The following is a 13,544-nucleotide window of genomic DNA, read 5'->3' on the forward strand; positions in this document are numbered from 1 at the left end:
CATATAGGGTTCCGGGTGGCGGCTTACCGCGACACGGCGCTTCAGGGCGAGCGCCGCGTCACCCGGCGTCCAGGCCCGCGATAGCCCGGGCGAAATCTCGAGCCGCGAAAGGCTCTAGGTCCTCGACGCCCTCGCCGACGCCGATGAAGTGCACCGGCAGGCCGAACTTCGCGGCGAGTGCCACCAGGATGCCGCCGCGGGCCGTGCCGTCGAGCTTGGTCATGACGAGGCCGGTTACGTTCGCGGCCTTCGAGAACAGCTCGACTTGGCTCAGTGCGTTCTGGCCCACGGTGGCGTCGAGAACGAGAAGTACCGCATGGGGCGCTTGCGGGTCGATCTTGCGGATCACCCGGAGAATCTTTTCCAGCTCCGCCATCAGGCCCGCCTTGTTCTGCAGCCGGCCCGCCGTGTCGATGAGGAGCACATCGGTTCCCTGCGCCTTGGCCGCCTCGTAGGCATCGAAGGCGAGGCCCGCCGCGTCCGCGCCCTGCGCCCGGGCGATGACCGGCGTCTGCGTGCGCTGGCCCCAGACCTTGAGTTGCTCGATCGCGGCAGCCCGGAAGGTGTCGCCGGCGGCCAGCATCAGGGAGTGCCCTTCTGCCTTGAGCTTCAGCGCGAGCTTGCCGATGGTGGTGGTCTTGCCCGCGCCGTTGACCCCGATCATCAAGATGACGAAAGGCTTCTTCGAGGCATCGATGCGAAAGGGAATCGCCACGGGGGTGAGCGCGCGCTCCACCTCCGCGGCCAGAATCTCGCGGACGGCATCTGGAGAGATACCCTTCTCGTAGCGGCCCTTGCCTACGGCCTCCGAAATCCGAGTCGCGGTTTCGATGCCGAAATCCGCCTGGATCAGGGCGTCTTCGAGCTCCTCCAGGGTGTCGGCGTCGAGCTTGCGCTTGGTGAACAGACCGGTGACGCGCTCGGTCAGGGCCGACGAGGTCCGCTTCATGCCCCCCGTCAGGCGGCTCCACCAGCCGCGCTTGGGCTCTTCGGAAGCCCCGTCGGGCTCCGGCATGAAAATCTGAGTCGAGACTTCGGGCTCGGGCTCAGGTTCGGGCAGTGGCGCGCGTGGAACTGCCTGTGCCGGCTCGGGCGCGAAGGCTTGGCTCGTCGTGTCGGCGGGCTCGGCCCCCCGAGCGGGATCGTCCCCGGCCGTACCGGCGGGCGGGCGCTCCTTGGCGCCTTCCACGGGCTGAAGGTCGGCGCCCTCGAGTTCGTCCGGGATCGCGTTCTTGTCCGGTGTCCCCTCACCCGGCTCGCCGGGTGGTGGCGGGACGTGGGAGACGTCCGTCGCGGCCGTGGCGAAGTCCGGTTGGCCCTCGGACAGCGAGGCGGGGGAGTCGACGGGCAGCGCAGCCGGTTCGACCACCGGCTCGACGACGGACTTTGGGGCCGGTTTGGGATCCGGCGGTTGAACCGGCACCGGAGCGGGCCGCTCCTCCTCCTTGGTGCCGAACATCTTGCGCAGCAGCCAGCCCGGCCTCTTGTCTTCGCTCATTCCCGCTTGCTCCCCGGACCCGGCATGGTTAGCGCAGGGCCATGCCCCCAGCCGATGCCCTCGTAACAGACATAGGCGCGCGCCTCCTCTACCGCGATGCCCTTGTGCTCGTCATCGACAAGCCGGCGGGTTTGCCGGTCCATCCCGGCCCGAAAGGCGGCGCCACTCTCACCGACCATCTCGACGCCCTGCGCTTCGGTCTGCCCCGCCGGCCGGAGGCAGCCCATCGCCTGGATCGCGATACTTCGGGCTGCCTCGCTCTCGGACGCCACGCCAAGGCCCTTGCCCGCCTGAACAGGCTCTTCGCCGCAAGCGGCACGGTCGAGAAGACCTACTGGGCCCTGGTCGAGGGCGGGCCCGAGACGGAGGCCGGTGAGATCGCCCTGTCCCTGGCGCGGCGCTCCGACGATCCCCGCTCCTGGTGGATGAAGGTCGACCCGGCGGGCGATGCCGCCCTCACCCGCTTCGCGGTCCTCGGGCGCGGCGGCGGCCTGACCTGGCTCGCCCTCTCGCCGGTCACCGGGCGGACGCATCAGCTGCGCGTCCACTGCGCCGCGATGGGCTTTCCCATCCTCGGCGACCCGATCTACGGCACCGCCCCCCACAGCGGTGGCCCGGGCCTCCAGCTGCATGCCCGCGCGCTCACGCTCCCGCTCTATCCGAAGAAGGCCCCGATCCGGGTCGAAGCGCCGGCTCCGGGGCACATGCAGGCGGGGTTGGCCGTGTGCGGGTTCCGGGGACCGGACCGCGCTTAGTCGACCGGTCGGCTGCGATCCGTTTCGGCGGCGATGAGAACCCGGCCGTCGTGCCCGACGATCGTCACGTCGGCGAAGATCCCGGGCGGTGTCCCGGGTGGGAGCCGGACCGGCGTGAAGGCGTCCGTGCGGCCGAGACCGCCCCGTTCCGTGAGCACCCGGCGGGTCCGGCCCACCTCGCCGGCGAGATGGGCCGCGAGAGCGGCGTCGCCGGCGGCTCGCAGGCGTGCGGCGCGATCCCGGATGACGTCGCCGGGCACCGGTGGCATCCGGGCCGCCGGGGTGCCGGGCCGGGCGGAGTACGGGAAGACGTGGAGATGCGTCAGGCCGCACTCGGCCACGAGGTCGAGGGAACGGGCGAACTGCGCCTCGGTCTCGGTGGGGAAGCCCGCGATCAGGTCAGCCCCGAAGACGGCGCCGGGGCGCAAGGCTCTGACCGTGTTGCAGAATCGGATCGCGTCCGCGCGTGCGTGACGCCGCTTCATCCGCTTCAGGATGAGGTCGTCGCCGGCCTGGAGGGAGAGATGGAAATGCGGCATCAGCCGCGCCTCGCCGGCGATCGCCGCCATCAGCGCCACGTCGGCCTCGATGGAATCGATGGAGGAGAGGCGCAGCCGAGCGAGGCCGGGCACCTGCGCGAGGATAATCTGTATCAGGTATCCCAAGCTCGGGGTCGCGTCGAGGTCGCGGCCATAAGCGGTCAGGTCGACCCCGGTGAGCACCACCTCGTGCCCGCCGGCCTCGACGATGCGGGCGACCTGATCGACCACATCCGAAACGGGCAGGGAGCGCGAGTTTCCGCGCCCGAAGGGGATGATGCAGAAGGTGCAACGGTGATCGCAGCCGTTCTGGACGGGCACGAAGGCCCGGGTCTGCCCGGCGATGCCGGCGATCCGGGTCGGCGTGGCGCGGCGCACCGTCATGATGTCGTCGACGGCATTGCGCGCCTCCGGCCGGACCGGACGGGACCAGGTCTCGGCCCGGCCCTTGGCGTCGTTGCCGACGAGGCGCGCCACCTCCGGCATGGCCGCATAGGCGCCGGTCTCGACCTGGGCGCCGCAGCCGGTGACCACGATCTCGGCGCCGGGGCGTTCACGGGCGAGCTTGCGGATGGCCTTGCGGGCCTGGCGCCCGGCCTCGGCGGTCACCGCGCAGGTATTGACGATGACGAGGTCCGCGGAGGCCGCCCCCGCCGCCGCGTGCCCGCGCATGACCTCGGACTCGACGGTGTTGAGGCGGCAGCCGAAGGTCAGGGTCTCGACCGCCATCTCAGGCGGCGTCTTCGGCGGAGAAGATCTCCGGCGGGAAGCTGCCGTCCCATTCCAGCGCCACCGGACCGGTCATCAGGACGTGGTCGTCGGCGCGCCACTCGATGACGAGGTCGCCGCCGGGCAGGCTCACCGTGGCGCCCCGGCCGATCATGCGCAGGCGCGAAGCGGCCACCACCGTGGCGCAGGCGGCGGTGCCGCAGGCCAGCGTCAATCCGGCGCCGCGTTCCCAGACCCGGAGCTTGATCCGGTCCGGACCCAGGACCTGGGCGACCGAGATGTTGGCGCGGTCCGGGAAGATCGGGTGGTTCTCCAGCATCGGGCCCATCCGGGCGAGGTCGTAGGTGTCGGGATCGCGATCCACGAAGAACACCGCGTGCGGGTTGCCCATGTTCACGACCCCGGGCGAATGCAAAACCGGATCGTCGATCGGACCGATCTGCAGCTCGATCCGGCGGGTGTCCTGGAACGGCTCGGCCAGCGGGATCTCGGCCCAGGCCAGCTTCGGGCGGCCCATGTCGACGGTGAAGGAGCGCTCGGCGACGCGCTTGACGCCCACCAAGCCGCCGCGGGTCTCCAGGAGGAGTCGCCCGCTCTCGGCCGGCCGGGCCATGGCGGGGTCGTCGAGCATCGCGTAGGCGACGCAGCGGGTGCCGTTGCCGCAGGCGCCGGCTTCCGAACCGTCGGTGTTGTAGATCCTCAGGGACGCGTCGGTGCCGGGCGTACGGGCATCGTGGATCACCATGAGCTGGTCGAACTGCGCCCGGGGATAGGCCGCGATGGCACGCGCCTCCCCGGCCGTGACCTGCGTCTGCGTGCCGCGCAGGTCCAGCACCACGATCTGGTTTCCGGCTCCGTGCATCTTCAGGAACCGTCGATGGGCAAGCTCACTCATGCCGCCTTGTCTCTGTGTCGTGCGTCCGGGGGGCTCGAGATCGCGCGGGTCGACGGCCCCCCACGAGGGCGACCGGCCCTGGTGGGGCTATAGGCCAAAGCGACCGCGCACGCACGGGGCCCGGCGCCGCGGCTGCGTTGCAGAAGCGCCGCGCCTTGCCGGCTTCGTGCGGCGCGGCACCCGGGACGTCTCGCCGGCCGCGGGCATCGCGCCTAGTTTCTCCGCACGGGCCCAGGGGTGTGCGATTCGATGCGCCCCGCGCCGATCCGGAGCCACCGCCTTGACCCGTCCCCGCTTCTTGACCCGCTCCAGCCTCAAGCCGCTCGCCACGGTGCTCGCCGGGTGCGTCGCGCTGTCGGCCGTCTGCGCCGCGAAACCGGCCCTGGCCCAGGCGGTCACGCCGCCGGCCGCGGCCAACCCGCTGCCGACCACCACCAACCCCGATCCGAAGACGCCCGGGACGGCGGACATCCCGGTGCCGGCCCAGGCTGGAACGGCGCCCTCCGCCACGCCGACGGCCGGACCTCGGCAGACCCTGGTGGCCACCCCCGGCGACGCCAACGACGTCGACGAGGTCTCGCTACCCGCGAAGCCCGCAGCGATCCTCGCCGGGCGGACGAAGTGGGAGGAGGCGGTGCCGAGCCTCAAGGCCGCGTTCCAGCGCATCGAGGGCGACCTCGCCAAGGCCGGCATCCAGGCCGTGGGCCGGCCGATCGCGGTCTTCGCCAAGACCGACGACGACGGTTTCCAGTACGACGCGATGATCCCGATCGCCGCGATGCCGGACCCCAAGCCTGCCGAGGCCGACGGCCTGCGCTTCGGCACCACGCCGAGCGGCCGCGCCCTGCGCTTCCCGCACAAGGGCTCCTACGACGAGATCGACGGCACCTACGAGACCCTGACCGCCTACCTGGATGCCAAGGACATCGTCGTGCAGGACAAGTTCATCGAGGAATACGTCACGGACTTGAACGACAAGGCCGACGAGAAGCTCGACGTGAACATCTACGCCCTGCCGAAGTAGCGGGCGGTCAGGCCCGCACCGCGGCCGGTTCGGCCTCGCCGAGCCGGCCGTCGTTCCGCTGGATCACGCGCTCCGCCGCGCCGACGTCGCGGCCGCCAGCTCGCTGAGAGCTCCGACCGTCGAGGAAAGCGCCACGGGCGGCCAGATCGGATGCGGGAGCCGCACCGCATCCTGGCGCAGGCCTCAAAGGCGAGCGCAGGGTTGCAGGCGCTTCGAGCCGATTCGGGGACGTGGCAGGAATGGGGCCGTTCCCGCGCGCCGTCGGCATGAGACCGTCCGGTCGCGGCCGGCTCAGAACAGGCTGGCCTGCCCGCCCGGCGCGGCGCCCGGGACCCGTTCCAGCGCCAGCAGGAAGCGCTTGATGTCGAGGCCGCCGGCGAAGCCCGTCAGGGTGCCGCCGGCCCCGATGACCCGGTGGCACGGCACGACGATGGGCAGGGGATTGGCGCCGTTGGCTGCCCCCACGGCGCGGCTAGCACCCGGCCAACCGATGCTGCGGGCGAGTTCGCCGTAGGTGATCGTCTCCCCCGGCGGGATCTCGGTAAGCGCCTGCCAGACCGCGTGCTGGAAGGGCGTGCCGCGCGGTGCGAGGGCGAGGTCGAAGCGGATGAGGCGCCCGTCGAAGTAGGCTTCGAGCTGAGCGCGCGCCGGGGCGAAGGCGGTGTCGTCCCGGTGCCAGTCCGGACCCGGCATCACCGCGCCCTTGCCGCGGGGAAGGCCGATGCAGGCGAGGCGTTCGTCCGGTCCGGCGAGGACCAGCGGACCGATGGGGGTCGGCAGGATCGTGAATCGCGTAGCGGGCATGGCGCGGCTCGTCGGCAAGGGACTTGACCTTCGCTCTCTTTCGGGTCGGATTTCCAGAGGTCACGCATTTTGCGCTCAAGATTGATTGGGACTGGTCGTCGGGCGACCGGACCCGTGCGTCGGGTAGATGCGGAGCGTCGCGTGGCGCGTTTGGGCCAGTCATGCCAGCGATCTGCAACTCACAATTTCAATTTATCAACTCTTGGTTCTGGCGTTGATACTGGTTTTGGCGGAGTTGGACGATCTGCGCGATTTACCGTTCGGGTGGATTTCGCGCAAATTATTTGCGTAGGCGGAAGTACCTCGCCTAACAGGGGCCGCATCCTGGCACGCATCCCGACAAGAGCGCGCCGAAGGACGTGTCGGACGGTGGGGGCATCGGGCAAGTTGCCATGACGGGTCATACGCGTCCCGAGCCGGTCACCTGGCGCTCCCAGGGACGGTTCGTTGCCAGCATCGCCTCGATGCGACAACTTCAGCTGTGCAACGATCGCGGTGGACTCGCGATCGGTTTCGACGTCCTGCGTTCGACCATCCCCGACATCGCCATCGCCGGCAGTCAGACCGAGGCCTTCAGCCTGTGGGAGACTCGCTCGTCCAGCGGCTTCGTGACGAAACCGAAGTTCAACGCACAGCTGATCACGATCCGCTTCGTGACGAGCGGCCACATCATCTATCGGCGCCGATCCGGAGACGTCGACGGCGTTCCGACCCATGCGACCCTCGTCAATTTCAACGACCTGCGGGAGGTCCAGGCCTACGGCGCGTTCAGCGCGGTCAGCGGAACGTTCAGTGTCGATGTGCTGATGGCCGCCCATGCGGCCCTGACGGGCCGCAGCGATGGCACCCTGCCGGATCTCGCGCCCACGGCCTCCGTGGCGACCCCCGCCATGATGGCCTTGTTTCTCACCCTGCGGCGGGTTCAGGAGCAGATCCAGGCAATCGAGTGCCACGACGACCTGACCTTTCAGCTCCTCAAGGAGGTCCTGAGCTACCAGTTGCTGTCGGCCTGGCCCAGACGCGACGCTCTCGCGCCGTCCCAGGCGCAGGATATCCCCTCCCGCAGCCTCGGCCGGGCGCTCGACTACATCGAGGCGAATCTCTCGCGGGCCCTGACCCTGGCCGACATCGCGGCGGTGGCGGGGATCAGCGTGCGCTCGCTTCAGAACCGGTTCCGCCGGGACCTGGGGCGCACGCCGGTCCAAGTCATCCTCGAGCGGCGCCTGGCGCAGGGTAATTACCCAGGCCCGTAATGGCGGGGTTTAAGCGCCGACGGTCTTGAGGATGGTGCCGAAGGGCGTGGCACCGGTCAGGCGTGCGGTATCGACGACGGTGCGGATGTCGGTCTCGCCCTTGGCGGCCCATCTTCAGGGTCGGATCGGGCGCGGGCGGGGTCCGTAATTACCCAGGCCCGTAATGGCGGGGTTTAAGCGCCGACGGTCTTGAGGATGGTGCCGAAGGGCGTGGCACCGGTCAGGCGTGCGGTATCGACGACGGTGCGGATGTCGGCCTCGCCCTTGGCGGCCCACATCGCGCGGTAGCCGTTGGTCACCTTCCGCTGGATCACGGACGGGCGCAGTAGCCGTTCCGAGCCGTTGTTGGTCGGCTCGACCGCGCCGGGATGGGCGAGGAACACCAGGAGCTGATCGCGAGCCCGGCCGATCTTGGCCTGGAGGGCTCGGGTCAGGTCGCAGTCGCTCGGTGTGGCGAGGATGGCGCTGAGCTGTCGATCCAGGCTCCGACGCTTGGCGGCCAGCGTCGAGGTGGCCAAGTCGGTGACGCGCTCGGCCAGGGCGAACACGGCGTGCAGCCAGAGCTGCAGCCGCCAGGGCACGGGGTCGTCGCTCACTTCGACGACATAGGCGACGTCCCGGGCGAGATGGGCGAGGCAGGTCTGGTGTGCAGTGCAGCCAGAGCTGCAGCCGCCAGGGCACGGGGTCGTCGCTCACTTCGACGACATAGGCGACGTCCCGGGCGAGATGGGCGAGGCAGGTCTGGTGTGCAGCCGCGTGGCCCTGCTGTGCGGTGTAGCGATCCGAGATCCACACCGCGGGCCGGTGGCCGTCCATCATCTCCCGCACCACGACGGCGCCCCGCGTCGGCGAAGCCTGGTGGACGACCGCCTCGGCCGAATGGAAGACCCAATGGTAAGCGTTGCTGCCCTCGATGCGCACGCCGGTCTCGTCCGAKGCGACCACCGCGGCCCGGCGCAGGGCGGACACGGCGGCCTCGCAACCGGAGCGGAAGCGCCTTTGCGCGCGCTGAAGCAGGTTCATCAGCCCGCCCTGGYTGAGGGTGAGACCGAACAGGTCCGACAAGGCCGCCTGCARCCGCTCGTAGGACAGCGCCTGRAAGGTCTTCAGATACGTCGCCACCGCATGCAGCCGCGGGCCGAACGGCGTGCCGCGCGCCGCCTCCGGCACCGGCGCGACCACCCGCGCCCGGCACCGGCGCGACCACCCGCGCCCCGCAGGTCGGACACTGCACGGCCAGTCGCCGATGTTGAGTGACGACCGGCGCCACTTCCGGCAACTCGATCCGCTCGGAGACGCTCACGATCTCGGCGGGGAGATCGCCGTGCAGGGCGCCGCTGCAGCACGAGCAGCGGTCGGGACGATGCTCGACAACCGCGTCGGGATCCTCGCTGATCGCCCGGCTATGGCCTTCGTGCCCGGGCTTGGGCCCGCCGGGCTTGGATTGCTCCCGCCGCTCCTTGCAGTCGGTCGCTGGCGGCTTCGAGGAGGTGCGCGAGGTCTTGTCCGGACGCTGCAGCCGCAGCACCAGATCAATCAGCTCCTCGCGGCTCAACCGCTCAAGATCGCTGCGCCCCATAACATGAAAAAATCAGCGAAATGAACCGCGCTGGGTTTCCCGGAGGCCATTTGGCTTGGGTCATGCAGCCAAGGCTTGCGCCTCGGTCTGGGCATAGTAGCGCGCTTCGGCCTCAGCGGGAGGCACGTTGCCGATCGGTTCGAGCAGCCGACGGTGATTGAACCAATCCACCCATTCGAGGGTGGCGAACTCGACGGCTTCGAACGACCGCCACGGGCCACGCCGATGGATGACCTCGGTCTTGAACAGTCCGATCACGGTCTCGGCGAGAGCATTATCGTACGAGTCGCCGACGCTACCGACGGAGGGTTCGATACCCGCTTCAGCAAGGCGCTCGGTGTAACGGACGCTCACGTATTGCGATCCGCGGTCGGAGTGACAGACGAGACCGCCGCCGGCGAAGGGGCGTCGCTCATGCAGAGCCTGCTCAAAGGCATCGAGGACGAAGTCCGCCCGCGCCGAGCGCGACACGCGCCAGCCCACGATCCGGCGGGCGAAGACATCGACCACGAAAGCCGCATAGACGAAGCCGCCCCAGGTGGCCACGTAGGTAAGATCCGCGACCCACAGTCTGTTCGGGCGCGCAGCCTTGAACTGCCGGTTGACCCGGTCGCGCGGGCACGCCGAGGCCGGATCAGGGATCGTCGTCCGGACTGTCTTGCCTCGCACGACGCCTTGTAGACCCATCGCTCGCATCAGCCGGGCGACGGTGCAACGCGCCGCCGTGATCCCCTCGCGGTCGAGCTGCCGCCAGATCTTGCGCACGCCGTAGACGCAGAAGTTCACTTCGTACACGCGCCGGATCTCGGCCACGAGCGCTGCGTCCCGTTTGGCTCGGGCCGGCAGCCTGCCGGGATCGGCCCGGCGCGCGACATGGGCGTGATACGTCGACGGGGCGATCGGCAGCACGCGGCAGATCGGCTCGACCCCGTAGTCCCTGCGGTGATCGTCGATGAACGCGATCATCGCTTGAACGGGCGGTCGAGCTCCGCCTGGGCAAAATACGCTGATGCTTTTCTCAGGATCTCGTTGGCCTGCCGGAGTTCGCGAATCTCCCGCTCCAGCGCCTTGATCCGCTCGCGCTCGTCCGTCGTCGGGCCAGCCCGCTGACCCTGGTCTCGCTCGGCCTGGCGTACCCAATTCCGCAGCGTCTCACCCGAGCAGCCGATCTTGGCGGCAATCGAGCGGATCGCACCGTATTGAGAGTCGTGCTCGCCCTGGTGCTCCCACACCATCCGCACCGCGCGTTCACGGACTTCAGGGGAAAAGGGTGCTGTTCGCTTTGTCATGGCTCCATCCTCTCAAGAGTTGGAGCCTCCGAAAATCCCGGGGCGGTTCACGTACTCCTTGAAGGTACCGTGTGGTTTGCGAGCCTGCTGGGAGGGGGGCAAGCGGTTGAGCCCCTCCGCCTTGAGGATGCGATAGACCGCATCCCGGTTCAGGTGCGGCAGGAAATGGCAGACGACGAAGGTCAGCGCGTCTGAGCTTATGGGGCCGAGCCGAACGATCCTGGCAATCATCCGGGCCACGCTTGCGCCATTTGCGGACGGTCTCGGCGGAGATGCCGTAGCGTTTGGCAAGCGTGCTCGAACTCTCGAGCGAACGGGCGATCTCAGCACGGACGGCCGGGGTGGTCCGCGCCTGGGGATGGATGGCAAGCATCAGCGGACCCTCCTGCCTGCACGACGGCGTACATGTTCAAAGCGCCATGCATAGACTTCGATCGCCCAGCGCGCCGCATCCCAACGATGTTCCGCAACCAAACAGCTAGAGTGGAAGGTTGTTAAAATTATTAGCTAAAAATCTCCGCTGTGGTCAGTTGACAATGATCTGGCGTATTTCGAAATCTATAAGGCTCTATCTTTATATTTTTTTAAATTATCGGGTTGCAAATTCAGGCGGTTTCGCATTGCTGGTTCGCACAGTCTTGATGACAGAATATGTCCAGACCTACATCCCCGTCATTACCATTGCCTAGAATTTGCCTTTTCATATGCCCAATTTGAATTAATAAGCTTGGGGTTACTAGAATGTGTAGCAGATTCACAACAGGTGGCGCAAATTTTAATGCCGTCTGTCGAAACCTTTGGCATATTTCGCTGCGTTTGGTATAGGACTGCGAACGAACATAGCCTACCAATATCTATGCACCATCGAATAGGATTGGCTTTGTCATTTACTTTAAGAATAATTTTGTGTCTCACGGCGGCTATGACGCTTGCCGGCTGCAGCGTTTTGCCTGCTAGCGGGCCATCTGGTGATGCCGTGGAGCGCAATTCCAGCATCACGATCGCAGATGAGGGGCGACTGGGCTATGTAGTATTGAAGGTAACTCCTTTGCTTGTTTCTTTGACAAAGCAGCGTTTTCAAGAGCCTGTATTTTCGCGAAAATTTCAGCGCAGCAGATATTCAGACGTGCGAATTGGCTTGGGCGACATGGTGAACATCGCTATCTTTGAGGCGGCTCCGGGAGGACTATTCAATGCTTCAACGGAGACTTCGGTACGGTCCAGCACTTCGGTCAGCCTTCCATTGCAGCAGGTCGACGCGAAGGGCTTGATCACGGTTCCATACGCGGGAACGATCCAGGCTGCTGGAAAAACGACTGAGCAGGTCAAATCCGATATTGAAAACAAGCTCAGGAACCGTGCAATCGAACCGCAGGTCGTGGTCTCGCTTGCAGATCGCCGATCCGGCTCAGTCAGCGTACTGGGCGAGGTAACCACCCCGGTACGTTTCGCGCTCGACCCTGGTGGCTCACGGTTGCTTGAGGCCGTTGCAAGAGCCGGCGGTACGAAGTTTCCCGTGTTCGAGATGTTGGTGACGCTTCAGAGACGCGGACGGATCGAACAAGTTCCACTCATATCAGCCGTCCGCGACCCAAGTCAAAATGTGTATCTCGAGCAAGGCGACTCAATAGTGTTATCTCGGGAGCCGCGATCCTTCATCGTGTTAGGGGCAACTCCCCCGCCGGGATCATTTGGCGGACAAAATAACCGCCGCTTCGTTTTTGAAAGTGAAAATTTGACGCTCGCTGAAGGTTTGGCTAAGGCAGGTGGCCTTTTGTCGACTCAGGCAGATGCACGCGCAGTCTTTATATATAGACAAGAATCACGCGAGGTTTTGAGTCGCGCAGGAGTTGATGTTTCCGCTAATCTTTCGGAAACAATTCCAACTATCTATCAAATCAGCCTGGCAGAGGCCGACGGCTACTTCCTTGCTAGCGAGCTTTACATTCGAGACCGAGATGTTATCTACGTTTCCGATTCGCCGATCTTTGAAGCTGCAAAGTTCTTTACCATCATCGCGCCACTGACAAACGCAGTTGGCCAGGTTGGAAGAGCAAACGTCTTCAACTAAGGACATTACGGCTGGCAACACAGAACTGGCAGCCTCGTAGCTGTCCCATTGCTCATAGGTGTGGTGTGGATAAATGAGAGCTTTAGTAGTTCTGGCAATGCTTTGTGTGGTCAGTGCAGGCTGCTTGAATGCCGCTTTTGGCGCAGAGCCCCGACTTTCTCGCAGAGTCTATAGTACCATTCCTGCAGATTTCATCGTCGTACCTTATTGCTATGACCAACGTGATCTGAGTGGCTTCAAGTGTAGCGTTCCGCGAATCTATGTTGATCAGACTATGGAGCCATGGGTAAGTAAAATTACGAGAGTCTCGGATCATCGTGTTAGGCCATATAGGCGGCTATATCGCCGGGAATGGGGGCACTGATCCATTCCTATCTGTCGCCATAAGATTCGAGGCAGTCTACGGGATTCAGGAGCTGTGGCTCTTATCCGCCCAGGGCGAGAGCTTAGCATTACAGTTGCGTTTCTGCTGAGGTTCTGAATCTCTGCCTCACCATGATTCACGCATCACGGACGCCCAGGATCTCTATCGAGGGGACGCTGGAGTTGTGGGCTTAGTCGCTACGAGAAGTAAAGGGGCGCATGCGGCCTCTATTCACTCAGGAGCGGGTCGCCGCCTCGGCGGGAGCGTTCCTGGACGGACTGCTCGGAGCGGAGCGGGGCAAGACCGGTGGGATGCGAGCCGAAGCCGCGGGCGATGCCGGGCCCTGGTGTCAGCAGGCGCTGCTCGGTCGCGGACGCTGGAATGCGGATGTCCTGCGCGACGTGGTGCGGGATTATGCGTTGGAGGCGCTGGCCGACCCGGACGCGGTTCTGGTTCTCGATGAGACCGGCTTCCTTAAGCAGGGGAAAGCCTCGTGCTGCGTGCATCGTCAGTACACCAGGTTGGCCGGCAGGATCGCGAACTGCCAGATCGGCGTGTTTGCGGCCTACGCCTCACGGCACGGTCATGCCTTCATCGATTGGGCCTTGTACCTGCCCAAGACCTGGACCTCGGATCCGGCCCGGCTGGCCGCCGTCCACGTGCCGGAGGGGACAAGCTTCGCGACCAAGCCGGGGCTGGCTCTGGCGATGATCGAGCTGGCGATGGCCGCCAGCGTGCCGTTAT

At 66.2% G+C, this 13,544-nt stretch carries 10 protein-coding genes, 2 pseudogenes and 1 other annotated feature; of the genes and pseudogenes, 5 read left to right on the forward strand and 7 right to left on the reverse strand.

The genetic code is table 11. The annotated features are described in order from the left end of the window. Nucleotides 1-58 precede the first annotated feature (58 nt). Entirely contained in the window at nt 59-1,498 is a 1,440-nt protein-coding gene (gene ftsY, locus ASF41_RS08790; protein WP_056219981.1) for a signal recognition particle-docking protein FtsY, read from the reverse strand. Between the two features lie 41 nt (nt 1,499-1,539). On the opposite strand from ftsY, the gene ASF41_RS08795 reads away from it, so the two are divergent. Continuing rightward, nucleotides 1,540-2,253, forward strand: a complete 714-nt coding sequence (locus ASF41_RS08795) for an RluA family pseudouridine synthase (protein ID WP_056492494.1) — start codon at nt 1,540-1,542, stop codon at nt 2,251-2,253. Here ASF41_RS08795 and mtaB read toward each other — a convergent pair. Together mtaB and dapF are read right to left on the reverse strand one after the other, a co-directional pair. Beyond that, complete coding sequence (mtaB, locus tag ASF41_RS08800; protein ID WP_056492497.1) at nt 2,250-3,521, reverse strand: tRNA (N(6)-L-threonylcarbamoyladenosine(37)-C(2))-methylthiotransferase MtaB; 1,272 nt, start codon at nt 3,519-3,521, stop codon at nt 2,250-2,252. The two genes, ASF41_RS08795 and mtaB, sit on opposite strands and share 4 nt — an antisense overlap. Nucleotide 3,522: 1 nt before the next feature. Then, nucleotides 3,523-4,416 (reverse strand): diaminopimelate epimerase, encoded by an 894-nt coding sequence (gene dapF, locus ASF41_RS08805; RefSeq protein WP_056348388.1) that lies wholly within the window; start codon nt 4,414-4,416, stop codon nt 3,523-3,525. Between the two features lie 280 nt (nt 4,417-4,696). On the opposite strand from dapF, the gene ASF41_RS08810 reads away from it, so the two are divergent. Beyond that, nucleotides 4,697-5,440 carry a GyrI-like domain-containing protein gene (locus ASF41_RS08810; protein WP_407067267.1) on the forward strand — a complete coding sequence of 248 codons (744 nt, stop codon included), beginning with the start codon at nt 4,697-4,699 and terminating at the stop codon, nt 5,438-5,440. A 291-nt stretch (nt 5,441-5,731) separates the two neighbouring features. Here the strand turns inward: ASF41_RS08810 and ASF41_RS08815 are convergent, their stop codons facing one another. Then, nucleotides 5,732-6,244: a methylated-DNA--[protein]-cysteine S-methyltransferase gene (locus tag ASF41_RS08815; RefSeq protein ID WP_056492501.1), complete on the reverse strand. Its 513-nt coding sequence runs from the start codon at nt 6,242-6,244 to the stop codon at nt 5,732-5,734. A 464-nt stretch (nt 6,245-6,708) separates the two neighbouring features. Between ASF41_RS08815 and ASF41_RS08820 the strand changes: the two genes are divergently transcribed. Then, the gene (locus ASF41_RS08820) at nt 6,709-7,497 is read left to right on the forward strand and encodes an AraC family transcriptional regulator (RefSeq protein ID WP_210166980.1); all 789 of its coding nucleotides are present in this window, start codon (nt 6,709-6,711) and stop codon (nt 7,495-7,497) included. Between the two features lie 148 nt (nt 7,498-7,645). Here ASF41_RS08820 and tnpC read toward each other — a convergent pair. The 3 genes and pseudogenes from tnpC to ASF41_RS26605 form a co-directional block, all read right to left on the reverse strand. Further along, nucleotides 7,646-9,076 (reverse strand): annotated as a pseudogene (tnpC, locus tag ASF41_RS08825) (IS66 family transposase). 60 nt (nt 9,077-9,136) lie between these two features. Then, nucleotides 9,137-10,365 (reverse strand): IS3 family transposase gene (locus ASF41_RS08830; protein ID WP_156653247.1). Its coding sequence is split into 2 segments (ribosomal slippage): nt 9,137-10,077 and nt 10,077-10,365, totalling 1,230 coding nucleotides; the frame shifts between segments, so codons are not numbered across the junction. Further along, nucleotides 9,968-10,084: a sequence feature (AL1L pseudoknot), on the reverse strand. It overlaps the preceding gene by 117 nt. Nucleotides 10,366-10,416: 51 nt before the next feature. Next, nucleotides 10,417-10,738 (reverse strand): annotated as a pseudogene (locus ASF41_RS26605) (IS481 family transposase); the annotation flags it as partial. A gap of 603 nt (nt 10,739-11,341) precedes the next feature. Here ASF41_RS26605 and ASF41_RS23635 point away from each other — a divergent pair. Further along, complete coding sequence (locus ASF41_RS23635) at nt 11,342-12,436, forward strand: polysaccharide biosynthesis/export family protein (RefSeq protein WP_162242109.1); 1,095 nt, start codon at nt 11,342-11,344, stop codon at nt 12,434-12,436. A 582-nt stretch (nt 12,437-13,018) separates the two neighbouring features. Next, nucleotides 13,019-13,544: IS701 family transposase (locus ASF41_RS08845; RefSeq protein ID WP_244479602.1), on the forward strand; the 526-nt coding region annotated here is incomplete at its 3' end.

This window comes from Methylobacterium sp. Leaf111 (genome assembly GCF_001423285.1).
Taxonomy (GTDB): domain Bacteria; phylum Pseudomonadota; class Alphaproteobacteria; order Rhizobiales; family Beijerinckiaceae; genus Methylobacterium.